We start from the raw sequence: 23,886 nt of genomic DNA, 5'->3' as shown, positions 1-23,886 counted from the left end.
GCGCCTCCGGGCAATTTTGGCAGACGAATCAAGAACTCAGGAACACGGGAACGAACCTCCTGACACGGTCGCACAAAAACCGAAACCTTCGCTGCGTCTTTGCGCCTTCGCGATTCAACTCCGCCGCTGCCTTTTCCAGCCTTCCTGAGTTCCAGATTCAATCCTCCGAATGAAACCGATGCCTGAACGGCTTCGCGCCTTCGTTCTTCTTATTCCACCCCGGCTTGCTCGCCAGCGCGCTCGGTTTCTTCAGCGCCGGTTTACTCGCCACTTTTTCCGCCTTTAACTTCCGATAACTCTCGAAGCGCTGCGCCATCAACTCCCCGCTCTTCAACGCCGCCAGCACCGCGCAGCCCGGCTCGTTCGTGTGCCCGCAATCCGTGAACCGACACCGCAACGCCAGCGCCTTGATATCCGCAAACGCATCCTCGACGCCGTCATCCACTTTCCACAACTGCAGCTCGCGCATTCCCGGCGTGTCGATCACCAGCGCTCCCGACGGTGTGATCACGAGCTCCCGCCGCGTCGTCGTGTGCCGCCCCTTGCTGTCCTTCTCGCGCACCTCGCCTGTCGGTAGCGCTTCATCCTTCACGAGCGCATTGATGAGCGACGACTTCCCCACGCCCGATGATCCGATAAACGCCAGCGTGCGCCCCGGCTGCACATAAGTCGTCCCGAGCGCCTTCAATCCCTTCCGCGTCACCGTGCTCGTCACGTGTATCGGCACTCCGGGCACAAGCTCCGCGATCTCTTCGCGCACCTCGTCCGCGTCGTCGCATACATCCGACTTGTTCAATAAAATCACCGCCTCCGCCCCGCTTTCCTTCGCCGCCACCAAGAAACGCTGAATGCGCTTCGGGTTAAAATTTTGGTCCAGCCCGCTCACGAGAAACACCGTGTCGATATTCGCCGCCACGATCTGCTCGATCTCCTCCGAACCCGATGCCCGCCGCGAAAACTTCGTCTTCCTCGGCAGCACCACATGCAAATCCGCCCGCAGCTCGCCCGCCCGCTGCTTCACGCCCACCCAGTCGCCCACCGCCGGAAACTGATCGGCCTTCTTCGCCACATGGAAAAATCCCCCGCCGCACTCGGCGAGCACTTCGCCCGACTCCAGCTGCACCGCATAAAAATTCCGCCGCAGCTCGCACACCACCCGCGCCGGCTCCAGCCCCGCCGCGGCATGCGGAGCAAATGAGAGCGCAAGCGCCTCGGTCCAGCCGTAGTCGGCAAGAGTCATGACGCGCACTCTATGCGACACCTCCCGCTAAAATCCAGAGCAGAGGCATCCATCATGCCCCCACCCGCATTTCACACCTTCCTTTCCAGCGAGTGCCGACGTCCCGCCAGCTCCGTGATCGCCCCCACCCCGCGCAAGCTGCACCACTGCCCTCGCTCCCAAGCAAAGTCTGGCGTTGGTCTCCCAGCTCCGAAAGTCTCGCCCCGTCTCGCAACCCCCAACCCCTGTACATCACATGGCTCACATCGTTCTGGCTATCTACCTCATCCTCGTCGGTCTCACCACCCTCGCCAACCTGTCGATTCCGCCTATCGTCATGGGAATCCTGGCCCTCGTCGCAGGCATTCTCCTGCTCATCCCGCTCTTCGGCGGAAAAAAATAACCAGCCTCTGCCAATCGCCACCGCCCTCATTCGCCTCATCGCGGATGGGGGCTTTTTATTCCACGCCTCCCCTTTTCCGCCTCCGCCGCATTATCTAAAAAGCCGTTTGAGGGCACTCTTGACTCTCGCCGCGCCCTTCCCGCACTCTCTCGCCTCTCAACACCTCATCCATGGGCAAACAATACAACAAGACCATCAAGAAGAAGCGCCGCATCGCTTACAACAAACGCAAGAAGGCCGCCGCCAACGCTACCAAGAAGAAGTCGGCCAAGAAGTAAGCCCGCAGCACACTTTCGACACTTTTAACCGCGGCCCCTGAGCCGCGGTTTTTCGTTTCAGCCCATCGCCCTCGCGACCGTTCCATTCTTTCAGCCTCCGCCCGCTTCACGCCAAAGCCCGCCCGCTATGATCAAAGTCAGTCTCATCTCCCTCGGTTGCGCCAAAAACCTCGTCGATAGCGAGATCATGGTCGGTCACCTCCACCAAGCCGGCATGACGGTTATCCCAGAAGCGGACAAAGCCGATGTCGTCATCGTCAACACCTGCTCCTTCCTCAACGCCTCCAAGGAAGAGTCCATCAACACCATCCTCGAGCAGCACGAAAACCGCGGCATGAGGAAGCGCCGCAAAGAACAAAAGCTCATCGTCGCTGGCTGCATGTCGCAGCGTTTCTCCAAAGAACTTCCCGGCGCCATGCCGGAAGTCGACGCCTTCATCGGCCTCGATCAGGTCACCAAAGTCGCCCCGATCATCGAGGGTCTCTTCGAAAAAGAACGCGGCAAAAAAGACCTCCCCGAAAATTTCGTCACCGGTCGCTCCACGTACATTCCGGACTACGACACGCCGCGCTTCCGCCTCACCCCAAAACATTTCGCGTACATCAAGATCGCCGAAGGCTGCAACCACCCGTGCGCCTTCTGCATCATCCCGCAGATCCGCGGCCGCCACCGCTCCCGCACCGTCGAGAGCGTCGTGGCCGAGGCCCGCCAGCTCGTCAAAGAGGGCGTGAAGGAAATCAACCTGATCTCCCAAGATACGACCTACTTCGGCATGGACACCTGGGAACAGCGCCCCAATCCCCGCACGCCCGTCGATTCTTCCCGCGGCACCGCGCTCACCACGCTCCTCCGCCAGCTCAACGCCATCGAAGGCGATTTCTGGATACGCCTCCTCTACACGCACCCGGCCCACTGGTCCGACGAACTCATCAAGACCATCGCTGAGTGCCCCAAGGTCGCCCGCTACGTGGACATGCCGCTGCAACACATCAGCGACCACATGCTCACCGAGATGCAGCGTGAAACCTCCTCCGCCTACATCCGCGATCTCGTGAAACGCATCCGCGCCGGCATCCCCGGCATCGCCCTGCGCACCACCTTCATCGTCGGCTTCCCCGGCGAAACCGACGCCGACATCGACGAACTCTGCGAATTCATGCGCACCGTCCAGTTCGAGCGCCTCGGCGTCTTCCGCTACTCGCAGGAAGAAGGCACCAAAGCCTCCAAGCGCACCGATCAGCTCTCCGCCAAAGTCAAAGAAGCCCGCTGGCACCGCACCATGTCCCTTCAGAAGGAAATCGCCGGTAACGTCAGCAAACGCTACGTCGGCCGCACCATCCGCGTCCTCGTCGAAGAACCCGGCGTCGCCCGCGGCGAAGCCGACGCCCCCGACATCGACGGCCGCGTGTACGTCCCTCGCGAACTCCCCGTCGGCGCCTTCATCGATGTCGAGATCACCGGCTATCAGGATTACGATCTCCTCGCCCTCCCTCCCGGCGAAAAACCCGTCGAATTCAAAGTCGCCAAACAGGCGCAGTGAAAAAACAAAACGCCGTCCTCACCAGGACGGCGTTTTATTTTTCCAGAATCGGACTTTTCTCCGCGCACCCCGCCACTCAACGTCCGCCTCATGGCGCGACTCCCCCTGCTCTGGCTTTCCCTGCTCGTCCTCCTCTGCGGCTGCGCGCCGAAAGACCCGCTCGACCGCAAAGTCAAAGCCACCACCCCCGAGGAATTCGCCCGCTGGTGGGATCGCACCCAGGAAAAATTCCCCGACGCACAGCGCGCCGAAGTCTATAAACTCGCCCGCTACCTCCAAGACTCCACTCCCCGCACCCGCTCCATGCGGGCCGACGATCACACCGACCCTCTCTGCAAACGCATCAACGGCCTCACCGTCCGTCAGCTCATGGTCCTCGGCTACGAAGAAAGCAGCCACAACACCCGCGCCCGCCTCATCCTCGAAACCGGTAAACTCCCTCCCCTCGTCACCGCCGTCTCCGAATCCGAAGACGCCTCCACCCGCGATTACGCCCAGCGCATGCTCGACTTCACCCGCGAACAAATCGCCCGCTGGAACGAAACCATCGCCACTAACGACCGCCGCATTGCCGAGCTGACCGCAGCCGCCACGCCGCCCCCATGAACTTCCCCGCCTTCAAAGAATGGTCCGTCATCGTCAGCGCCCTCGGCACCGGCGAACAGCTCCTCATCCTCCGCAAAGGCGGCATCTCCGAAGGCCCCGCCGGTTTCCAGATCGGGGCCACCCGCTTCTGGCTCTTCCCGACCCGCTTCCACCAGCAGTTCGAAAAAACCAAACCCGCCGCCGCCCGCTTCGCCCCGCCAGCCAACACTCCCGCCGCCCTCGCCAGTTCCGCGCCCGCTCACATCGAGCTCCGCTACTTCGCCGACCTCGCCCACACCGCCTTTCTCACCGACTGGCCCGCCGTCGCCCGCCTCGACCCTCATCACCTCTGGACCGAGTCCACCGTCCGCGAACGCTTCGACTGGTCCCGCCCCGCCGGCCTCCACGTCCTGGTCGTCCGCATCCATAAACTAGCGACGCCCCTCTCTCTCCCGCTCACCCCCGATATGGCCGGCTGCAAATCCTGGATCGATCTCCCCATTCCCTTCGACGCGCATCCCTCCGCTCCCGTCCTCTCCGACGCCGCCTTCGCCACGCGCCTCTCCGCCTTATCGCTTTAAGACGGCGGCGTTTGCGCCGATAAACCGCTAGACTACCGACACCCGTTCAGTGTGCCGCTCGCCACCGAGCCTCACCTGCGCGGCTGACAGGCCCATGAGCGTGCTCATTCCCATCCTCACCTACCGGTTCGACACCCTCCTCTTCGCAGGCCTGTCGCTCTTCGCCCTGCTCCTGTGCCGCAGCGCCATCCACCACCGCCGCCCCGGCTGCCAGCTCGCACCCGCCACTTGGTGGTTCCTCGCCGCCGCCATCCTCCTCGGTGCCGCCCTCGCCGAATGGGCCGGTAACGCCCGCCACCGCTCCCTCGAAAAAATCTACAGCAGCCTCGGCCCCACCTACGCCCTCGAACTCCAAAAACTCGGCCACGCCCGCGTCACCACCAGCACTCCACCCAACGATCCCGCCTACCTCGCCCTCATCGAAGCCCAGAAAAACTGGCTCCGCGTCAACCCCTTCATCGCCGACATCTACACCTTCCGCCGCCACGACCCCGCCCGCGTCGCCTTCATCGTGGATTCAGAAACCGACTACAACCGCGACGGCATGTTCGACGGCACCCGCGAACAACGCACCCTCATCGGCGAGATCTACGAAGAAACCACCCCCGACTTCCTCGCCGTCTTCGACGGCCAGTCCACCTTTGACACCACTTTCAAGGCCGATCGCTGGGGCCTCTGGGTCTCCTCCCTCACCCCCATCTACGACGAAAACGGCCGCGTTGAAGCCGGCGTCGGCATCGACTTCCCCGCCGCCGACTGGGTCACCACCATCGCCATCTCCCGCGCCCTCACCCTCGGCGCCATGCTCGCCCTCGTCGCCGCATTCCTCTTCCGCGAAATCCTCTTCACCCTCATCCGCGCCGAGGCCCACCAGCGCAAAAACACCGAGCACGAACTCCACTCCGCCGTCACCGCCGCCGAACACGCCAACCACGCCCGCGGCGAATTCCTCGCCGTCATGAGCCACGAAATCCGCACGCCCCTCACCGCCGTGCTCGGCTTCGCCAGCGTCCTCTCCGAAACCCGCCTCGACCCCACCCAGCGCCGCTACGTCGACACCATCATCAGCGCCGGCGACCGCCTCGTCGCCATGCTCAACGACGTCCTCGACCTCAGCAAAATGGAGGAAGGCAAACTCACCCTCGACTCCATCGCCTGGTCCCCCGCCCTCCTCCTCAACGAAGTCGTCGATCTCCTCACGCCCTCCGCCATGGAGAAAGGCCTCCGCCTCCGCTGCGACCAGCAGTTCTCCGACGCCCTCGCCGTCGAAGGCGACCCCGCCCGCGTCCGCCAGATCCTCGTCAACCTCGTCAACAACGCCGTCAAATTCACCGACCACGGCGAGATCACCGTCCGCGGCCGCTGGATACCACCCGACCTCGGCGCCCCGCGCGGCAAACTCATCTTCGAAGTCCAGGACTCCGGCATCGGCATCCCCTCCGATAAACTCCCCGGCCTCTTCAAACAATTCACCCCGCAACCCGGCCGCCCCCGTCGCGCCAACGGCTCCGGCCTCGGCCTCACCCTCAGCAAACGCCTCCTCGATCTCATGGGCGGCACCATCGCCGTCGACAGCATCTTCGGCCACGGCTCCACCTTCACCGTCACGCTTCCCACCTCCCCCGCCCAGCTCGCCCGCCCCATCGATCTCCCCGGCTCCAGCCGCCCGCCCGTCAGCACCTCCACTCCGCCCATGCGCGGCCGCGCCCTCGTCGTGGACGACCACTCCGTCAACCGCGAGCTCCTCAAAATCATGCTCCGCCGCCAGGGCTACCTCGCCGACCTCGCCACCAACGGTGCCGAAGCCATCGCTCTCACCGCCGCCACCACCTACTCCATTATTTTTATGGACCTGGAAATGCCCGGCATGGATGGATTCACCACCACTCAAAAAATCCGCGCCAGTGAACCCACCGGCCGCCGCATCCCCATCGTCGCCGTCACCGCCACCACCACCAAAGGCACCCGCGAAAAATGCCTCGCCGCCGGCATGGACGAGTACCTCACCAAACCCGTTTACCTCCCTGCCCTCAAATCCACCCTCGAAGCCATGACCGATGCCGCACCTGCGGCACGGAATGACCAATGACCCATTTCCCAATGACCATTGGTAACGCCGATAGAAACGAAGCGGCGTAAGTGACCCCGTAGATTTTCCCTTTCCTACCCATGGGTCACTGGTCATTGGTCACTGGTCATTCCCCTCATGCCCTTCGTTTACCAACGCACGATCCACTTCCCCGATACCGACGCCGCCGGCGTCGTCTTCTTCCCCAACTACCTCGCGATCTGCCACGAAGCCTACGAAGAATCCCTCGCCGCCGCCGGCATCAGCGTCCGCACCTTCTTCATGGAAAACACGCTCATCGTCCCTGTTTCCAAAAGCTCCGCCGAGTACCTCCGCCCCCTTTTCTGCGGCGATAAAATCGCCGTCACCGTGAAGCCCGTCCGCCTCACGCCCGACACCTACGCCATCGAATTCGAGATGACCCGCCTGGACCCAAAACCCTCCAAGCCAGTCGCCCACGTCCGTACCAGTCACGTCTGCATCCGCTCCGACAACCGCCAGCGCACCCCGCTCCCCGAAGCCCTCGCCGCCTGGGTCGATAACGCATCCTAAACACTCCCCTCGTAGCGAGCGGACCTCCGAGCTGGAGCGCGCACGCCGAGCGCGCTGTTAGCCATCGCCCACTGGCCCACATCATCCCGCCTGTGCGCCGCGCACTGCTCATTCCGCGATGCGCCTCAGCGCCTCACGGTTCACCTTCCCCTGCTCATTCCGCGGCCACGCGGCCACCGCCACAAACGCCTTCGGCCGCTTATACCCCGCGATCGATTCCAGCGCCGCCTCCACGCGCTGCATATCCAGCGCCTTCCGGCCCGCCGGATAAAACGCCACCACCCGCTGCCCCCACTCCGTATCCGCCGCGCCGATCACCGCGACATCCGCGAACTCACCGCTCGCACGCAACACCGCCTCCACCTCCGCCGGGAAAACTTTCTTCCCTCCCGTGATGATCACCGCATCCCGCCGCCCGATCACGTGCAACTGCCCGCGCTCATCCATCCGCCCCAAATCCTCCGTCACAAAAACCCGCGCCCCATCCTCCCCGCTCACTCCGCCCGGCTGCTCCGGAAAATACCCGCGCAACAAACTCCCGCCGCCAATCCGCACCAACCCCGTCTCGCCCGCAGCCACTTCTTCGCCCGTCGCATCATCGACGATTTCCACCCGCGCGTGCGGCATCACCGCCCCACAACTCCGTCCGCCCGCCGCAAATTCCTCCGGCCTCAACGCCGCCATCATCGCCGCCGTCTCCGTCATCCCATAACAAAGCGACACCGGCAGCCCCGCCTTCGCCGCCTCTTCCGTCAACTCCGCCCACGCCGGCCCACCGCCCACAAAAATCACCCGAAAGCCCCGCAGCCACTCCACCGCCGCCACCGATCCCATCAACCGCTGCAACTGTGTCGGCACAACCGACAGCACCCACCCATCCGCCACCGCCGCCAGCTCCGGCCGCACGCCCGCCTCCAGCTCCTTCCAGCTCCAGCTCACATGCCGCCCGCCGGTCACCGCGCAACGCACCCGCGCCATAAGCCCGCTCACATGATGCGGCGGCAGCACGTCCACCGCATTCACCCGCGTCAGCCCGAAGTGTCCGCAAAATCCCGATACCGCTGCTCCCAGCGTCTGCTCATCATGACGCGCAAACTTCAACCGCCCGCTCGTCCCGCCGCTCGGCACGCACAACCAGCCACGCCCGCTCTCTCCACCGCCTCCGCGCTCAGCTTCCACCAAAATCTCCGCCAGCTGCGCGCGCTCCTCCGCACCCCACTTCGGATCGCACAAAAAAACAAACCCGCCGCGCTCCACCGCGCAGCCCGTTGCCTCGACCAGCTTCCTTAACTCAGCGCGTTCCATATGGCCTCCGGATTCATCCGCTCCACATCCTCCGCACGGATGAACGGTGCCAGATGCGGCCCATCGAATCGCGCGTCCTCAAACAGCGGCCACACACCAAACCCCAGCGCCCGCGTCTCCCCGCCAAATTCAAACGCCACCCGCAACGCCTCCCGCGCTCCGATCCCTGTCTCCAACGCCGACGAAAAAATCACCTTCGCCTTCGCCGCTTTCAATTTCTCCAACGCACTCTCCGCATCTCCAAGCAACGACGGTTTGATCACAAAAAAACCCGGCCACCCCGCACCGATCCACCGTTCCACTTCACGCATACCCGTCACCGATTCATCCAGCGCCACCGGCGTCGGAAAATCTCCCGCCAGTCCCAGCAATAAATCATCCGCCCCGCGCGCCGCCGCATCGATGGGTTGCTCCACAAATTCCACCGGCCGGTCCGCACACCGCTCTAGCCACCGCTCCGCCTTGCGCCGATCCCAGGCCCCATTCGCATCGAGTCGCAGCTTCGATCCATTCGGCAGCTTCGCGATCAAGTCATCGAGCAACGACAACTCATCGCCGATATCACTGACACCGACCTTCCACTTAAACGTCCTGAACCCCGTCTCCGCCTTCAGCCCCACCGCATCCAGCACCGCACGCCCCGCCGGCAGCAAAGCCGCAACCGGCAAATAGTCCTTCGCCCGCGTTCCCTCTTCACTCGCCCCACTCCGCGCGCGTAACCTCAACATTCCTCGCGCCGCCGCAACCGCTCCACGCAGCAACCCCACCGTCCCCGGAATCGCATCCAATCGCTCAGCATCCACCTCCGCCCGCACTTCGCGGCAGACCGCCTCAATCTCATCCACGGTCTCGGTCCCAAACCACGCAATCGGAGCTGCCTCACCATAGCCCGCCGCACCGCTTTCATCGCTTATCCGCACAATGATGCCCTCGCGCGTCGTCCATAACCCATGCGCCGTCCGCACCGGATGACGGAACGGCAAAGCATAACGACGTGCTGCAAAACGAAAAGTCACTGGGCGAGACAATGCCCGGAACGTTGGTTGGCAAGAACACCGGTATTGTTACGTTTCCTTTCCAGTCGCCCGCTTGCATCCCCGACACCTTTGCAACGTCATGCATTTTATGAAACACCAGCTCATCTTCGTGGCGGCGATGATGTTTTCATCTACCTTCGCAGCCGAAATCTCGCTCACCGACGGACGTTCTTTCAGCAATGCCAGCATCGTTTCGGAAACGCCTCTAACGGTGGTTATCAAGCACACCGGAGGCCTCACCTCCGTGTCCAAACAACAACTGCCCGCCGATCTCCAGCGCCAGCATCCAATCAATGAAGCCGCCGCCATCGACAGCGAAAAAAAGGCGGCCGTTGCACGCGAAGCAGCCATCAAAGTCCGGCAGGCAGAAGTCGAAAAATCCGCAAAAATCCGCGCTCAACGTGAAGCCGACACCGCATCCTCGGTCACAGCGGCAAAGGAAGACGCAGCCGCTCAAGCAGCTAGGCTCGCGCTCGAAAAGCGGCGTGCTCAGTCCGCTCTGGAGAGCTATTTTCTCGATAAGTTTTCATCGAGTCCTGGAGCAGAACGCACCGTGGATGTGACGATTCGCGACATGCGGCAGTCAAATGGCTGGCCGGATCGCTGGGTCGTCACCGGCAGCGCAGTAATCCGCCAGTATCAGCCGTCCAGCACACCCGTGAACACCACCGGCATGAACGCGAAACAGGCCAGCCGCGCAGAATACCGCGCCAGCAAGTACGCCGTCGAAACACGGGAATTCGAAGCCGACTATACGACAGGAAGTTCGCCACCATCGCTCAACGTAACGATGCGCTGACGCTGTCTCCCATCCTGTCAGGCCGCTGCAGCTTTGGGCAGGGAACCTCAGCGGAATTTCCCCTTGAGCTTTCCCCTCCCACCATTACTCCGCTCATGGCAATCATGACCAAGGTTGCCACGTCTTCTGTTAACGCGATCGACAGCGAGTTCTATCTGCCAGCCGACGCGTTCTTCCGCGCCAATCTGCCCACGGCCCTCACGTTCGACGACGTGTCCCTGGCCACGCTCTACTCGGACATTCTCCCGAAAGACGCCGATACCTCCACGTCACTTTCCGAGACGCTCCGCCTCCAGATCCCGATCGTGTCCTCCGACATGGACACCGTCACCGAGTCCCGCATGGCCATCGTCATGGCCCTCAACGGCGGCATCGGTCTGATCCATTACAACATGCCCGCCAAGGATCAGGTCAAAGAAGTGGCCCGCGTGAAACGCCACATCCACGGCCTCATCCAGGACCCCATCGCCGTCTCCCCCACCGACCTCATCGGCGACGTCCTCGCGATGATCGAGCAGAAGAAATACACCTTCTCCACCTTCCCCGTAAACGACGCCAGTGGCGTCCTCGTCGGGCTCCTCTCCGGCAACCTCGTCAAAGACCGCTACAAGTCCAAAAAAGTCGCCGACGTCATGACCGCCCGCGCCTCGCTCATCACCGAGCAGGAACGCAACGTCGCCAAAGACCCCATCAAAGCCGCCGACGCCTTCTTCAATCAACACGTCGGCCTCAACAAAATGCTCGTCGTCGACGACGCCGGTCACCTCCGCGGCCTCGTCACCAGCTCCGACGTCGAACGCATTACCGCCGAGGCCAAATCCCGCCGCAAACCCGCTCGCGACTCCAACTTCCGCCTCGTCGTCGGCGCAGCCCTCGCCCCCGTCCGCAAACCCTCCGGCGAACTCGACCGCGACAAGATCATCACCCACGTCGGCAACTTGATGGACGAATCCATCGACGCCATCGCTGTATCGACGGCTCACGGACACACCGCCGGCGTCGGCGACATGGTCCGCATGGTCCGCGACGCCTTTCCCTCGCTCACCATCATCGCCGGCAACGTCACCAGCGCCTCCGGCGTCGAGTTCCTCGCCGATTGCGGTGCCGACACCATCAAAGTCGGCCAGGGCCCCGGCTCCATCTGCACCACCCGCATCGTCGCCGGCGTCGGCATTCCGCAGATGACCGCCCTGCACGTCGCCGCCAAAGGTGCCGCCGCCAAAGGCGTCAAAATCATCGCTGACGGCGGCATCACCAAATCCGGCGACATCGTCAAAGCCCTCACCATGGCCGACGCCGTCATCCTCGGCGGCCTCCTCGCCGGCTGCCGCGAAGCCCCCGGTGAGATCATGGAAATCAACGGCAAACTCTTTAAGCAGTACCGCGGCATGGGCAGCCTCTCCGCTATGAAAGCCGGCTCAGCCGCCCGCTACGGTCAGGACAAAACCGACAACGCCCGCAAACTCACGGCCGAAGGCATCGAAGCCCTCAAAGAAGTCTCCGGTTTCGCCGACGATGTCTTGGGCAACCTCATCGGCGGCGTCCAAAGCGGCATGGGCTACCTCGGCGCAAAAAACCTCCCCGAGCTCCGCGAAAAAGCCCGCTTCATGCGCGTCAGCCCCGCCGGACAAAAAGAGGCGTCCCCGCACGACGTCATCGAAGTCTCCACCCGCAAAAACTAACATCCGGACCCGCTTTCCGAGGTAGGGACAATGCTCCGCATTGTCCGGCTCGAAACTTCGCCCTCACCGTAGGGCTCGCGCTCGCGCGACGCCGCTCCGCAATCTCGCAGGCTCCCAGCCTGCTCCGTAATGGAGGGACGACCTCCGTGTCGTCCGCCCTGCGCTATATCGCCCCGCCCCCCCGAAACCGGACCGGCACTTATCAAGTGCCGCTCTGCTCCGTCCACAAAAAATCCCCGGCTCGGGAAGAAGCCGGGGATTTTAGTTTGTCTAAACGAAACGTATTATGATCAGACGCGCGGACGGCGACCGACGATAAACGAGAGTACAAACAGCACGAGAAACACGAGGAAGAGCACCTTGGCGATGCCTGCCGCGGTTCCTGCGATGCCACCGAACCCGAGCACAGCCGCGATCAGCGCGACTACGAGGAAGGTAATGGACCAGCTTAACATGGCGTTCCTTATTGGATAATCGATCCGAGTGTTGAAGTGAGGCCCTGCGCCCGGGATCGGGTCACGCGCAAAGCCGGCAGAAATTGAAATGCGTTCGGGCGAGTTTCGCCCCGCTCAGCGCAGCGATGATCGGGATCACCAGCACGCAAGCGGAGCGCATGGAGATTATTCGCCCGCGACTTTGTTCACGACGACGATCTCGTTATTCACGTCGCGCACACCGCGGATGTCTTTGGCGATGCGACCGGCGAGTTCCTTCTCAGCAGCGTTCTTGGCTTCGCCGCGCAGCGTCACGACACCATCACGCGTGGTGACTTCGGTACGGATCGCACTGGCCGAGCGGCTGATCGCAAGCGAGCCCTTCACCTGAGCGGTGATCGAGGCATCGTCGATCTTGTCGCCGAGATCACGTGCGCCGTCCTTCATATCATGCTTGGCGGCGTCGTATTTCTTCTCGGCCTTGGCCTGCATGCGCTCTTTGTCCGCCTTCATGGCTGCGTGATCCTTGTCAGACTTCGATACGACCGCGATGCGGTTATCGACGTTCTTCACGCCCTTGATGTCGGCAGCATATTCACCGGCCAGAGACTTCTCGGCAGAAGTTTCAGCAGTGCCCGTGAGCGTCACAGTGCCATTCACGACCTTCACGTCGGAATCGAGCAGGCTCACGTTGCGATGATAAAGCAGCGAGCTGCGCACCTTGAGAGCGATCCACTCATCCGAAGATTCCTTCGGCTCGGATTTCACTTTGAGTTCGTTCTTCACCGAAGTGACGCCGGGCAGGCTGCGCACCGTGTCTTCAGCGAGCGCCTTCTGGTCGGATGTCTCAACCTTGCCCTTGAGGGTAACGACACCGTTTTCAGCGTCAGCGGAAACATCAGCATCCTTCAATTGGACGCGGCTAGTGTAAGAGTCTTTGAAGCTTTTCTCGATGTGGTCATCCGCATCGTTGGCGAAAAGTCCCACCGGCGCCAGAAGCGCGGTGGCGAGAGCGAGTGTGCTGAAGCGAAGGGTCTTGGCGGGTGTTTTCATGGTAATGGATTTTTCAGTTTTAACCGCACGCCGCCCGGCTGATTTTTTGAGACTGGCCGGACAAAATAAGGGCGCTCAGTTATGCCATTCACTTAGCCGCGCCCGTGCCACCACTCCGCATCATCCAGCGCTAACCGATGCCCCCTAAGCGCTTAAAAAATTATTCCACCATTTGTGCTGTGTCCTCCAACCACCGGTCTGATGCTATTTGCAGCCACCATCAATCGGCCTTCACTGCATCCGGCACTACCTTGCCGCTCATGCGTCCAAACCGTTGCCTGAATCGTTTTAATTAAGTCACCCCACGTGCTGCCCGCACAATTCCCCATGGCCCAACCCGCGCTTTCTTTCCCCGCCTTTCGCCGTCTTAGCCCCCGCTCGCGTATCGGCTGGCTCATCACCTTCGTCCTTCTCTCCCGCTTCAGCGCCTTCGCCACCACCGTCATCCCGCCCGAATTCGATTCCCTCGTCCAACAAGCCGACTTCGTCGTGCGCGGCACGGTCAAATCCGTCTCCTCCGAATGGCGCGACCAAAACGGCCACCGTAACATCGTCACCTTCGTCCAGATCGACGTCGCCGAAACCATCGCCGGCACCCCGCCTTCGCCCCTCATCCTCCAGATGCTCGGCGGCAAAGTCGGTGACCGCCAGATGATCGTCCAAGGCGCGCCTACCTTCACCGTCGGCGACGAACACATCCTCTTCATCCGCGGCAACGGCCTCCAGTTCACCCCGCTCGTCGCCCTCATGCACGGCCAGTATCCGATTAAAAAAGACGCCGCCGGCCGCTCCGTTGTCGCCCGCAGCGACGGCTCCCCGCTCCGCGACGAAAATGAAGTCTCCCTTCCCATCGAATCACACGGCCATTCCTCCAGCTCCGGCGCCACCGGCACTCCGCCATCCGCCGGGAGCCAGTCAGCGCCCTCCACCGATACGCCCGCCCTCACCGCCGCCGAATTCGCCTCCCGCATCCGCGCCTCCCGCCAGAAGTCCACCGCCGCCCGTCCATGAACTTCCGGCAACTCCTCTCCTCGCTCCTGCTGACTCTCTTCGCCGTCACCACCGGTTGGAGTTTCGACTTCATCAGAAACGACAACACCGGCCTTCCCATCAAATGGCCCGCCGGAAACGTTCCGTTCGTCATCGCTCTCGGCACTTCCTCCACGCTCAGCGACGGCAACACCCATAACTCCAGCGCCCAGTTCGCCATGCAGCTCTGGAACACCCAGCTCGGCGCCGTCCAGCTGCAAAGCCAGTCCGTCGCCCCCCGCCCCGCAGGCAACAACAACGACCTCAACGAGCTCGTCTTCTCCTCCACTGTCTTCGGCACCGCCTTCGACCCCAACGTCCTCGCTGTCGCCACCACCTGGGCCCTCGGCAATGAACGCACCGAGGCCGACATCATTTTCAACACCGCCCGCACCTGGGATTCCTACCGCGGCCCCACCCGCGGCTCCAGCGTCGACCTCCAGCGCGTCGCCATCCACGAACTCGGCCACGCCCTCGGCCTCGATCACCCCGACGAAGCCACCCCCGCCCAGTCCGTCTCCGCCATCATGAACAGCCGCATCAGCGGCATCGATACGCTCACCGCCGACGACATCGCCGGCGCCCAGCGCCTCTACGGCCCGCCCGGCATCCCCGCCAACGACGCCTTCGTAAACGCCATCACCCTCACGGGAAACTCCGCCAGCGTCACCGGCTTCAACACCAATGCCACCAAACAATCCGGCGAGCCCCTCCACGCGGGCGCCACCGGCGGCCGCTCCGTCTGGTGGCGCTGGACCGCCCCCTCCACCGGCACCGTCACGCTCAACACCCAGGGCAGCGTCTTCGACACCACCCTCGGCGTGTACACCGGCGCGAGCGTCAACGCCCTCGCCTCAATCGCCTCCAACGACGACCTCCAGAACGGCGTCGTCCAGTACAGCACCGTCACCTTCACCGCCACCGCCGCCACCACGTATTCATTCGCCGTGGACGGCTTCAACGCCGACTCCGGCGCGATCAGTCTCAACCTCGCCTTCACCGCCACCTCCCCTGTCATCACCGCCCAGCCCGCCGGTCAGTCCGTCACCCCTGGCGCGAACGTCACCCTCTCCGTCACCGCCACCGGCCCGTCGCTGACGTATCAATGGTCCCGCAACGCCACTCCCATCTCCGGCGCGACCTCCGCGACCTACACGCTCACCAACATCCAGCCTATCCAGGCCGGCGACTTCCAGGTCACCGTCACCAACCCCGCCGGCTCCGTCACCAGCAACACCGCCGCCATCGCCGTCTTCATCCCCGTCGCCGATCAAGCCGTCACCTCCGGCCGCTCCATCGCCTTTTTCGCCGGCGCCGGCGGCTCCTTCCAGTGGCAGATCTCCACCAACAACGGCGCGAGCTGGACCGATCTCGCCAACAACAGCACCTACTCCGGCACTCAGTCCCCCACGCTCACCCTCACCGCCGCGCCCACCTCGCTTAGCGGCGCGCTCTTCCGCCCCGTCTCCAACGCCAGCGGCGTCATCACCCCCGGCGCGAGCTTCACGCTCACCGTCACCACCGCCTTCGTCCCCAATCCCACCGGCCTCGTCTTCGACACCTCCGGCAACCTCATCGTCGCCGACGCTTCCCTCAACACGCTCCAAAAAATCTCCCCCACCGGCGTCGTCTCCGCCTTCACCGGCACCTCCGGCCAGGCCGGCTCCACCAACGGCACCGGAGCCGCCGCCCGTTTCAACCAGCCCTCCGGCCTCGCCCGCTCCTCCACCGGCGTCATCCATCTCTCGGATACAGGCAACGCCACCCTCCGCCAGATCGCGGCCGACGCCACCGTCACCACCTTCGCCGGCTCTCCCGGCTCGCGCGGCAACACCGACGCCACCGGCTCCTCCGCCACGTTCTCTTCGCCCATCGGCCTCGCCTTCGACGCCTCCGGCAATCTCGTCGTCGCCGACAGGATGAACCACACGCTCCGCCGCATCACCCCCGCCGGCGCCACCTCCACCTTCGCCGGTGCCGCCGGAGTCTCCGGCACCACCAACAGCGCCACCCCTGCCTCCGCACGTTTCAACAACCCTTCCGCCGTCGCCATCGACAGCACCGGCAACCTCTACGTCGCCGACACCTTCAATCACACCATCCGCAAAATCACCCCCGCCGGCCTCGTCACCACCTTCGCCGGCGTCGAACAATCCAGCGGCACCGCCGACGGCACCGGCTCCGCCGCCCTCTTCAATAATCCCACCGGCCTCGCCCTCGACTCCTCGGGAAACCTCTACGTCGCCGACACCGCCAACGCCACCATCCGCCGCATCACGCCCACCGGCACCGTCAGCACCTTCGCCGGACTCCCCTCCATCTCCGGCCACAAAAACAGCGACGGCACCGCCGGCAACGACGCTTGGTTCAACCAGCCCCAAGCCCTCGCCTTCGACACCTCGGGCAATCTCTACGTCGCCGACACCGGCAACGCCGCCATCCGCAAAATCACCCCCGCCCGCGTGGTGACCACTCTCGCGCTCAACGACGGCAGCACCCCGTCCACGCCCAACCCCGCCACTCCCTCCACACCCGCCCCCGCATCCAGCGGCGGCGGAGGCGGCGGCTCCCCCAGCGCCTACTTCCTCACCGCCCTCGCCCTGCTCACCCTCCTCCGCCTCCAAAGTAGGGCGCATTGTCCCTAACGCGCCGGTTCAACTCCTCCCGCGTTTTCCCGGCTATCGATTGAGCGTTAAAAGTTAAACGTTCAGCGTTGAGCGTTCTCATCCCGACGATCTCGGCTTCTGGCCACTGGCCACTGGTCACTGGTCACTGGCCACTGGTCACTGGCCACTGGTCACTGGCCACTGGCGAATTTGGCGCGCCGTAGGCGCGCCAAATTCGCCCTTGCCCCGCCCGCCCCGCTCCTCTTTTTGCTCTCCCGCAACAGGGGTTCAGATTGGCTCCGGTTGCGCGTTTCAAAAAAACCCAACCATGCCACTCCTTCCTTTCACCAGCCCGCTCATCGCCGACGTCGGTATTTCCCTAGGCGACGAGGGCAAGGGTCGCCTCATCCCCGAAGTCGCTGACGAACTGCGCGGCACCCCCTCCGCCGTCTCCGTCGTCTTCAAGGTCAACGGCGGCGCCAACTCCGGCCACACCGCCGGCGGCATCAAGCTCAACCTCCTCCCCGCCGGCGTCGTCGTGAAAGACGCCCCGCACCTCTGCATCGGCTCCGGCGTCGTCGCCGACCCGCGCAAATTCTGGTGGGAAGCCCTCCCGGTCGAAAAGAAAGGCCACGCCGTTCTCTCCCGCCTCCTGATCGACGAGCACACCATGTTCTCCGATCTCACACACCGCCTGCTCGACCTCGCCGGCGAAGACTACCGCGTGAAAGTCCTCAACGAAGAGCCCCGTGGCTCCACCGGCCGCGGCATCACCCCCGCCTTCAGCGAAGAAACCGGCCTCTTCCAGATCTTCTACTCCAGTTTCCTCGGACCGAAGGAACTCTTCGTCCAAAAACTCACCCAACGCGTCGACCGCGCCGTGCGCACCATCCAGCACGTTTACCGCACCGACGCCGCCACGTGGAACGCGTTCTTCGACACCCTCACCGCCGCCGAACTCCGCGCCAACGCCGAGGGCATCGAGATGGGCTGCTTCGAAAAATCCGAATTCGACTTCACCCAGTTCCGCGGCATCGTGCCCTTCACGATCAACATCGACCGCCTCGCCGAAGTCTACTGGCACGCCGGCCAGCGCCTTGCGAAAAACATCGGCGAAGTCCGCGAACTCATCCTCCGCGAAGTCCGCGCCGGCCACACCATCATCGGCGAATTCGGCCAGGCCTACTGGCTCGATAAACGCCACGGCTTCACGCCCAACGTCACCGCCTCGCACACCTACACGCCCGAGTTTTTCCAAAGCGCCGGCATCCCCGTGCAGCCGATCCACACCTTCGGCGTCGCCAAAGCCTACGACACCAAGGTCGGTACCCATTGTTTCCTTACGCAGATGGACGAGGCCCACCCGCTCGCCATCAAGCTCAAGAAAATTGAGTTCGGCACCAGCACCGGCCGCCAGCGCATGGTCGGCTGGTACGACGCCGTGGAAAAAGGCGACGTCCTTCGCTACGGCGGCTACCAGGACCTCATGATCAACAAGTCCGACGCCCTCACCCACAGCGGCGACTGGCAGGGCGAGCTCCTCATCTGCACGCACTACGAAAACGCCGCGGGCAAAAAATTCCACCACGTCCCCCGCAACGAAGCCGTCCGCAAAACGCTCCGCCCCGTATACACCAAACACGCCGGCTGGACCGAAGACATCTCCCACGTCCGCCACTTCGCCGACCTACCGAAGAACGCACAAAGCTACGTCGCCGCCATGGTCCGCTCGACCCTCGAAGTCGCCTACCACGGCGAAACCTGGCCCAAAGTTCTCCCCAACCTCCGCTACCTCGGCGTCGGCCCCGAACCGTCTCAGATCATCAAGGACGTTCCGGCGACGGCCGAGTTGGTGAAACTATAACTCCACTCCAATTTCCCTGCCTTCGATGAAAACCCCAGTTCTCTTTTTCGTTCTCCTGTTCCTGCTTTCCCGCGTTTACGCCCACACAGAAACCAGAGATCAGTTGGTACAAGAAATAGTCGTGATTACCGGGGTCGAAGAGATAGTCCAAACTGCCAAGGCCGCTTCGATGGAGCAGACGAAAGAGGCTGTGAATCAAATGGTCGATCAGGTACGAACGGGATTTCCTGGATTGCCTAAAGAGTCATGGGACGCCGTTCAGGCAGCCGCGCTCAAAATGGTTAAAAGTGTCGAAAACAGCTGGAGCACTGAGGACGCGGTCAAAATCTGGAAGGCTGAGTACGTGACAAATTTTACTGAGGACGAGCTACGCTCGATTCTGTCATCACTTAAAACTCCTCTTGGACAAAAGCAGATCGCGGCTAATAAGAAAGCCGGGGCTGTTTTGCAAAAATGGTTTCTGTCTCACGGACAAGTCGCGGTCGAAAAAGCCATGAAGGAATACATCTCCGACCTCCAAAAAATTGTAGCTCCTAAGTCTGAATAATTTGAAATGCATGAAGCGACCGACGGTTCACGAGTCTTCGCGTGACGATCTCATCATCTACCGCGCTCATGTCGGCAAAACATCGATGCCGGACTCGCGGATATCAAGGCAGGCCCCACTCACTTACACGCTGACATCCGCCAAGAACTCATCGCCGGAGTTCGTGAAGGACTCGATCAACTGAACCGCGGCGAATGCGTACCCCATTGATCAAGCGGCGAGGATTGTCGCCTCGTGGGCGACCCAATAGCTCTTCGGCGGTCTCTTCCGATTGGAGGGCGCTGCTTCGTCAGCGCCGGTGAACGTCAATCATGGCTGCGACGAAGCGCAGCCCTCCACGCAATATCTCGCCGTCCATTCCGATGTAGGCGGGTGCTCCCACTCCGCATGCTACCGTTGCCGTTTTGCCACGACCGCCCGCGGTGAGGGCACCGCGCCTACATCCAATTGCGTCGGCTCTACACTCGTTCACGCATTCTCTTCATACCACCTCTTTCGCAAACGCTTCGCCCTGAAACATCCTCGCCGCGTTCCCTAAGTATTCTTCCACTGTGGAAATACCTATGGCCGCGAACCCCACCCCAGCGAAGACCTCCGGTTCTTTTTCGGACCTGATAAAAGAAGAGTACGCACAGCTCAAGCTCCGCGAAAACCCCGGCCAGCCCCAACCGCCTCCCGGCACATCGCCGCCCTGGATCGATCCCGAGGAGTTCGACGTCGCGTCATCCAGCCTCACGCAAGAGCCGTGGGTGCGCTTCACCAAACGCGATCTCTTCGGCCTCGCCTTCTCCGGCGGTGGAATCCGCAGCGCCACGTTTAATCTCGGCATCCTCCAGGCGCTCGAACGCCTCGGCGTGCTTCGCCACGTCAACTATCTCTCCACCGTTTCCGGCGGCGGTTACGTCGGCAGTTTCTGGACCGCCTGGCTGCGCCGTCGTCGCACCAACCGCCGCTCGTTTTTCCCTTCCGCGTCCGAAAACGATTTCCATTCCAAAGACGAACGCGAGAGCCCTGAGGTCCGCCATCTCCGCGAGTTCAGCCGCTTCCTCATGCCGCGCGTCGGCTTCTGGCATTTCGAAACGTGGGGCGCGATCGTCGCCATCCTCGGCGGCATGATCCCCGCGATGGTCGCCGCCCTCGCGACCATCGCCGCCGGTCTCTACAGCTGGTTCCTGCTCAGCGCGCTCGCCCTCAAATGGGAGCACTGGTGCAGCACGATTCTCTTCGGCGTCCTCACACTCACCTTCCACCTCTCCGCCGAATGGGCGTGGCGCCGCACCGGCAAAAACGGCAACAGCGAGAAAAGTTTCTGGAGAAACGTCCCTCTCACCGCGATGACCGCCGTGATCGCCTCCGCCGCCTGGTTCTTCATCCGCAAATACAAATTCCCCGACCTCGACATCGGCCACTGGACCTGGCCCGCCAGCTACTGGGAAATCGTCAGTGAGAAGAACTTTTTCCGGGATTCAAAATTCCATCTCAGCCTGCTCCTTCCCTCCGCCGCCTGGTTTGTCGGCGGCATCGCCATGCTCGGTCTGCGCGGCTTCGTCGCCCGCTCCGCACCCGACGAAAAAGCCGTCACGTGGTCCGGCGGAGTTGATCGCTCAGCCGCCCGCTGCTTCAGCTGCGCCGTCATCGCCGGCGCACTCGCCGTCCTCTGGACCGGATGCCACGAGCTGCTCGCCGCCATCGGGCACACCGACTTTTTCCAAAACCGCGAAACCTCCGGCGCAGCCGCCGCAGGCAGCACCGCCGCCGGTGGAGCCCTCTTCGGCGCCGTCTTCTTCTGGCTGCGCGACTGGCTCAGCAAACCCAGCGAAGAAACCCGCGCGACCAATCTCTGGGAAAAATACGCCGAGAAAATCAAACCCCTCATGCCCCAGTTCGCCGCCCTCGGTGCGATGTTCTGCATGGTCCTCACCTGCGTGTTGCTGATCCAGAGTTACGGTAGCGGCCCGCATCTCTGGATCGGTATTTCGGTCTCCGCGTTTTTCATCGTCCTCACGCTGCTGTGCTTCGATCCCGCACGAATCGGCATGCACGACTTTTACCGCTCCCGCCTCGCGCGCTGCTATCTCGGCGCCGCCCCCGCCGCCGGAACCATGCCCAGCCGCGCCACCGCCGAACAAACCGACGACGACATCCGCTTCGGCGAACTCCGCGGCGAAACCGTCGCCCCCGGCCCGATCCACCTCGTCTGCTGCGCCGCCAATAACCTCGCCGGCGATCCGCTCTCCAGTCTCTACCGCGGAGCCCGCAGCGTGGCGATTTCCCCGATCGGTCTGTCACTGGGCAACGAATACGCCGCCATTCCCCACCTGCGCCTCTCGTCCGCCGTCACCGCTTCAGCTGCCGCCTTCAACTCCCAGATGGGCCGCGTCTCCATGGACCTCGGCTTCGCAGTCGCCTTCGTGATGAGCGCGTTCAACCTCCGCCTCGGCCTCTGGGTTCCGCATCCAGGAAATCCCCACAGCCGCCTCAAGTGGCTGGTCGGCCTGCCCTTCTTCTTCGAGATGTTCGGCCGCTCCAAATGCCCGTCGCTCGATAAACCCGAGGTCAACACGCCGCCGCCTTTCGCCAATAATCTCGCGAACAACGTCGTCCGTCCCGCTCCGGGTGCGCTCAACCGCGCCGCCTCCGCCGTGAGCGACACCTTCCACGCCGCCGAGGACTCCGTGAAGAAAAAGATCAGCTACCTCCACCTCTCCGACGGCTCCCACTTCGAAAACCTCGGCCTCTACGAACTCGTCCGCCGCCACTGCCGCTACATCATCGTCACCGATTCCAGCGCCGACCCCGAAGTCGCCTTCGACGATCTCGCCAACACGCTCCGCCGCATCCGCGAAGACTTCGGTGTCGAGATCGAACTCGACGTCGAGCCCCTCCGCCCCGGCGAAAACGGCCGCTCCGCCCAGCACGCCGTCATCGGCTGTATCCACTATGATGGGATGGCCGGCACCGACAAAGGCACCGTCATCTACTTCAAGCCCACGCTCACCGGCGACGAACCCGCCGACGTGCTCCAATACCAGACACGTAACATCGCCTTCCCACACGAGGGCACCGGCGACCAGTTCTACGACGAAGCCCAGTGGGAATCCTACCGTCGCCTCGGCGAACACGCCGCGATTTCCGTGCTCCGTTTCGAAGTCGAAAACACCAAGCCCGCCAGCTTCGTGGACAACATGTTCCTCGAGGTCTGCAACCAGTGGCACCCGAACAAAGCCCAGCACCAGGCCATCTTCCTCGAACTCACCGCCCGCTGCGGCGACCTCGAAAACGAAATCCGCGCCAGCGCTTCAAACCAACTCCTCGCCGAACTCTTCCCCGAAGCCGCCTCAGCCACCGCATCCAAATCGCCTGCCGCAACCGAGTCTTCCGACGACTCCTCTCCTCGCGACGAAAACATCCAGACCCTCTTCTACCTCATGCGCGTTCTCCAGATCATGGAAGACGCCTACGTCGGTGCCGAACTCAACGAGTACTGGTCGCACCCGCTGAACGCCGGCTGGATGAGCTACTTTCAACGCTGGGCCTCGACGCCCTCCTTCCGTCACTGGTGGCCCGTACTCCGCTCCGTTTATAGCGCGGGCTTCCGTCACTTCGTCAAAGAGCGCTTCGACCTGCGCCTCCCGCGCGGCGACTACGACAAACCCGCCGCCCGCCTCGACCTCAAGGCCCTCGGCGAACTCTCGCAACTCCCCACGACTCACGCCTGGCATCAGTGGAAACTCCGCTTCGGCACACCCGTGCTCGCTGGCAAAAAAGCCCTCGCCTTCGCCCTCACGCTCGAAGCCTCCGGCACCATTGACGCCGGCGCGCCCATCGACGTCGGCTTCCTCCTCTACCAGGAAGTCGCCGGCCACGAAGGCGCGCGCTGCGCCGCCTGGGATTGCCGCGAAATGTTCGTCCCCCACGCGCTCAACGGCGCCGGCATCTCCGCACGTTTTCTCGAAAGCACGATCGATTACTTCCGCGACCACGCCCCGCACCTCACCGGCCTGCGCGTGGACATCGACTACGAAGACGAATCCTCCGTCCGCCAGCGCACCGCCCGCCCCAACCGCGCCTCCCGCCTCGAGCGCGTACAGACTATCGGCTTCTACAAGAGCCGCGGCTTCACCTACCTCTCAGGCGAAGAAAGCACCATCCTCTGCTTCGACCTCGAACGCGCCCGCACCGAACACGCCGCCCGCCGCGCCCGTCACCAAAAACTCGCGACTGCATCAAAACACGCCTGAGCACCGAGTGCGTTCCGCGTAGGTCTCAGCTCCGTGGTAGGGCCTCACCTCGCGTGAGGCCGT

The 23,886-nt window shown here is 63.1% G+C and carries 19 protein-coding genes; 14 read left to right on the top strand and 5 right to left on the bottom strand.

The window, feature by feature from the left end; genetic code table 11:
• Nucleotides 1-157: 157 nt before the first annotated feature.
• Entirely contained in the window at nucleotides 158-1,240 is a 1,083-nt protein-coding gene (gene rsgA, locus CMV30_RS16305; protein ID WP_096057010.1) for a ribosome small subunit-dependent GTPase A, read from the bottom strand.
• Between the two features lie 235 nt (nucleotides 1,241-1,475).
• Here rsgA and CMV30_RS19980 point away from each other — a divergent pair, with 235 nt between their 5' ends.
• The 6 genes from CMV30_RS19980 to CMV30_RS16280 all read left to right on the top strand — a co-directional run bounded on the left by CMV30_RS19980 (nucleotide 1,476) and on the right by CMV30_RS16280 (nucleotide 7,226).
• Entirely contained in the window at nucleotides 1,476-1,622 is a 147-nt protein-coding gene (locus tag CMV30_RS19980; RefSeq protein WP_175414917.1) for a hypothetical protein, read from the top strand.
• A 405-nt stretch (nucleotides 1,623-2,027) separates the two neighbouring features.
• Nucleotides 2,028-3,440 (top strand): 30S ribosomal protein S12 methylthiotransferase RimO, encoded by a 1,413-nt coding sequence (rimO, locus tag CMV30_RS16300; RefSeq protein WP_096057009.1) that lies wholly within the window; start codon nucleotides 2,028-2,030, stop codon nucleotides 3,438-3,440.
• Nucleotides 3,441-3,530: 90 nt separating this feature from the next.
• Entirely contained in the window at nucleotides 3,531-4,046 is a 516-nt protein-coding gene (locus CMV30_RS16295) for a hypothetical protein (RefSeq protein ID WP_096057008.1), read from the top strand.
• Complete coding sequence (locus CMV30_RS16290; protein ID WP_096057007.1) at nucleotides 4,043-4,606, top strand: DUF1802 family protein; 564 nt, start codon at nucleotides 4,043-4,045, stop codon at nucleotides 4,604-4,606. The genes CMV30_RS16295 and CMV30_RS16290 overlap by 4 nt, the downstream gene beginning before the upstream one ends.
• A 94-nt stretch (nucleotides 4,607-4,700) precedes the next feature.
• On the top strand, nucleotides 4,701-6,695 hold the full coding sequence (locus tag CMV30_RS16285) for a response regulator (RefSeq protein ID WP_096057006.1): 1,995 nt from the start codon (nucleotides 4,701-4,703) through the stop codon (nucleotides 6,693-6,695).
• A gap of 117 nt (nucleotides 6,696-6,812) precedes the next feature.
• Entirely contained in the window at nucleotides 6,813-7,226 is a 414-nt protein-coding gene (locus CMV30_RS16280; RefSeq protein ID WP_096057005.1) for an acyl-CoA thioesterase, read from the top strand.
• 108 nt (nucleotides 7,227-7,334) lie between these two features.
• On the opposite strand, the gene CMV30_RS16275 is transcribed toward CMV30_RS16280, so the two are convergent.
• The gene (locus CMV30_RS16275; protein ID WP_096057004.1) at nucleotides 7,335-8,531 is read right to left on the bottom strand and encodes an AMP-binding protein; all 1,197 of its coding nucleotides are present in this window, start codon (nucleotides 8,529-8,531) and stop codon (nucleotides 7,335-7,337) included.
• Nucleotides 8,513-9,547, bottom strand: a complete 1,035-nt coding sequence (locus CMV30_RS16270) for an o-succinylbenzoate synthase (RefSeq protein ID WP_096057003.1) — start codon at nucleotides 9,545-9,547, stop codon at nucleotides 8,513-8,515. Before CMV30_RS16270 ends, CMV30_RS16275 begins: the two co-directional genes overlap by 19 nt.
• Nucleotides 9,548-9,656: 109 nt before the next feature.
• Here CMV30_RS16270 and CMV30_RS16265 point away from each other — a divergent pair, with 109 nt between their 5' ends.
• Entirely contained in the window at nucleotides 9,657-10,367 is a 711-nt protein-coding gene (locus CMV30_RS16265) for a hypothetical protein (RefSeq protein WP_096057002.1), read from the top strand.
• 104 nt (nucleotides 10,368-10,471) lie between these two features.
• On the top strand, nucleotides 10,472-12,049 hold the full coding sequence (gene guaB, locus CMV30_RS16260; RefSeq protein WP_096057001.1) for an IMP dehydrogenase: 1,578 nt from the start codon (nucleotides 10,472-10,474) through the stop codon (nucleotides 12,047-12,049).
• A 290-nt stretch (nucleotides 12,050-12,339) separates the two neighbouring features.
• On the opposite strand, the gene CMV30_RS16255 is transcribed toward guaB, so the two are convergent.
• Both CMV30_RS16255 and CMV30_RS16250 read right to left on the bottom strand, forming a co-directional pair.
• The gene (locus tag CMV30_RS16255; RefSeq protein WP_096057000.1) at nucleotides 12,340-12,504 is read right to left on the bottom strand and encodes a DUF1328 domain-containing protein; all 165 of its coding nucleotides are present in this window, start codon (nucleotides 12,502-12,504) and stop codon (nucleotides 12,340-12,342) included.
• A gap of 165 nt (nucleotides 12,505-12,669) precedes the next feature.
• Nucleotides 12,670-13,536 carry a BON domain-containing protein gene (locus CMV30_RS16250; RefSeq protein ID WP_096056999.1) on the bottom strand — a complete coding sequence of 289 codons (867 nt, stop codon included), beginning with the start codon at nucleotides 13,534-13,536 and terminating at the stop codon, nucleotides 12,670-12,672.
• Nucleotides 13,537-13,863: 327 nt separating this feature from the next.
• On the opposite strand from CMV30_RS16250, the gene CMV30_RS19975 reads away from it, so the two are divergent.
• From CMV30_RS19975 to CMV30_RS20080, 6 genes are all read left to right on the top strand, one after another.
• Nucleotides 13,864-14,547 (top strand): hypothetical protein, encoded by a 684-nt coding sequence (locus tag CMV30_RS19975; protein ID WP_096056998.1) that lies wholly within the window; start codon nucleotides 13,864-13,866, stop codon nucleotides 14,545-14,547.
• Entirely contained in the window at nucleotides 14,544-17,210 is a 2,667-nt protein-coding gene (locus CMV30_RS20825; RefSeq protein WP_096056997.1) for a matrixin family metalloprotease, read from the top strand. Before CMV30_RS19975 ends, CMV30_RS20825 begins: the two co-directional genes overlap by 4 nt.
• Nucleotides 17,211-17,499: 289 nt before the next feature.
• On the top strand, nucleotides 17,500-19,035 hold the full coding sequence (locus tag CMV30_RS16235) for an adenylosuccinate synthetase (protein ID WP_096056996.1): 1,536 nt from the start codon (nucleotides 17,500-17,502) through the stop codon (nucleotides 19,033-19,035).
• Nucleotides 19,036-19,060: 25 nt separating this feature from the next.
• Nucleotides 19,061-19,582: a DUF2059 domain-containing protein gene (locus CMV30_RS16230; protein ID WP_096056995.1), complete on the top strand. Its 522-nt coding sequence runs from the start codon at nucleotides 19,061-19,063 to the stop codon at nucleotides 19,580-19,582.
• A 10-nt stretch (nucleotides 19,583-19,592) separates the two neighbouring features.
• Nucleotides 19,593-19,766 (top strand): hypothetical protein, encoded by a 174-nt coding sequence (locus tag CMV30_RS19970; protein ID WP_175414916.1) that lies wholly within the window; start codon nucleotides 19,593-19,595, stop codon nucleotides 19,764-19,766.
• Between the two features lie 379 nt (nucleotides 19,767-20,145).
• A complete protein-coding gene (locus CMV30_RS20080; RefSeq protein ID WP_138223338.1) occupies nucleotides 20,146-23,823 on the top strand; it encodes a patatin-like phospholipase family protein in 3,678 nt (1,225 codons plus the stop codon).
• The last annotated feature ends 63 nt before the right edge of the window (nucleotides 23,824-23,886 follow it).

The sequence above is a fragment of the Nibricoccus aquaticus genome, from assembly GCF_002310495.1.
GTDB lineage: Bacteria > Verrucomicrobiota > Verrucomicrobiia > Opitutales > Opitutaceae > Nibricoccus > Nibricoccus aquaticus.
This window is presented reverse-complemented; position numbering and strand designations above follow the sequence as displayed.

Coding starts and splice junctions, on each gene's coding strand:
- CMV30_RS16290 (WP_096057007.1), top strand. CDS start 4,043: ATGAACTTCCCCGCCTTCAAAGAATGGTCCGTCATCGTCAGCGCCCTC.
- CMV30_RS16280 (WP_096057005.1), top strand. CDS start 6,813: ATGCCCTTCGTTTACCAACGCACGATCCACTTCCCCGATACCGACGCC.
- CMV30_RS16230 (WP_096056995.1), top strand. CDS start 19,061: ATGAAAACCCCAGTTCTCTTTTTCGTTCTCCTGTTCCTGCTTTCCCGC.
- CMV30_RS16275 (WP_096057004.1), bottom strand. CDS start 8,531: ATGGAACGCGCTGAGTTAAGGAAGCTGGTCGAGGCAACGGGCTGCGCG.
- CMV30_RS16265 (WP_096057002.1), top strand. CDS start 9,657: ATGAAACACCAGCTCATCTTCGTGGCGGCGATGATGTTTTCATCTACC.
- CMV30_RS16255 (WP_096057000.1), bottom strand. CDS start 12,504: ATGTTAAGCTGGTCCATTACCTTCCTCGTAGTCGCGCTGATCGCGGCT.
- CMV30_RS20080 (WP_138223338.1), top strand. CDS start 20,146: ATGGCCGCGAACCCCACCCCAGCGAAGACCTCCGGTTCTTTTTCGGAC.
- CMV30_RS19980 (WP_175414917.1), top strand. CDS start 1,476: ATGGCTCACATCGTTCTGGCTATCTACCTCATCCTCGTCGGTCTCACC.
- CMV30_RS19970 (WP_175414916.1), top strand. CDS start 19,593: ATGAAGCGACCGACGGTTCACGAGTCTTCGCGTGACGATCTCATCATC.
- rimO (WP_096057009.1), top strand. CDS start 2,028: ATGATCAAAGTCAGTCTCATCTCCCTCGGTTGCGCCAAAAACCTCGTC.
- CMV30_RS16285 (WP_096057006.1), top strand. CDS start 4,701: ATGAGCGTGCTCATTCCCATCCTCACCTACCGGTTCGACACCCTCCTC.
- CMV30_RS20825 (WP_096056997.1), top strand. CDS start 14,544: ATGAACTTCCGGCAACTCCTCTCCTCGCTCCTGCTGACTCTCTTCGCC.
- guaB (WP_096057001.1), top strand. CDS start 10,472: ATGACCAAGGTTGCCACGTCTTCTGTTAACGCGATCGACAGCGAGTTC.
- CMV30_RS16250 (WP_096056999.1), bottom strand. CDS start 13,536: ATGAAAACACCCGCCAAGACCCTTCGCTTCAGCACACTCGCTCTCGCC.
- CMV30_RS19975 (WP_096056998.1), top strand. CDS start 13,864: ATGGCCCAACCCGCGCTTTCTTTCCCCGCCTTTCGCCGTCTTAGCCCC.
- CMV30_RS16295 (WP_096057008.1), top strand. CDS start 3,531: ATGGCGCGACTCCCCCTGCTCTGGCTTTCCCTGCTCGTCCTCCTCTGC.
- rsgA (WP_096057010.1), bottom strand. CDS start 1,240: ATGACTCTTGCCGACTACGGCTGGACCGAGGCGCTTGCGCTCTCATTT.
- CMV30_RS16235 (WP_096056996.1), top strand. CDS start 17,500: ATGCCACTCCTTCCTTTCACCAGCCCGCTCATCGCCGACGTCGGTATT.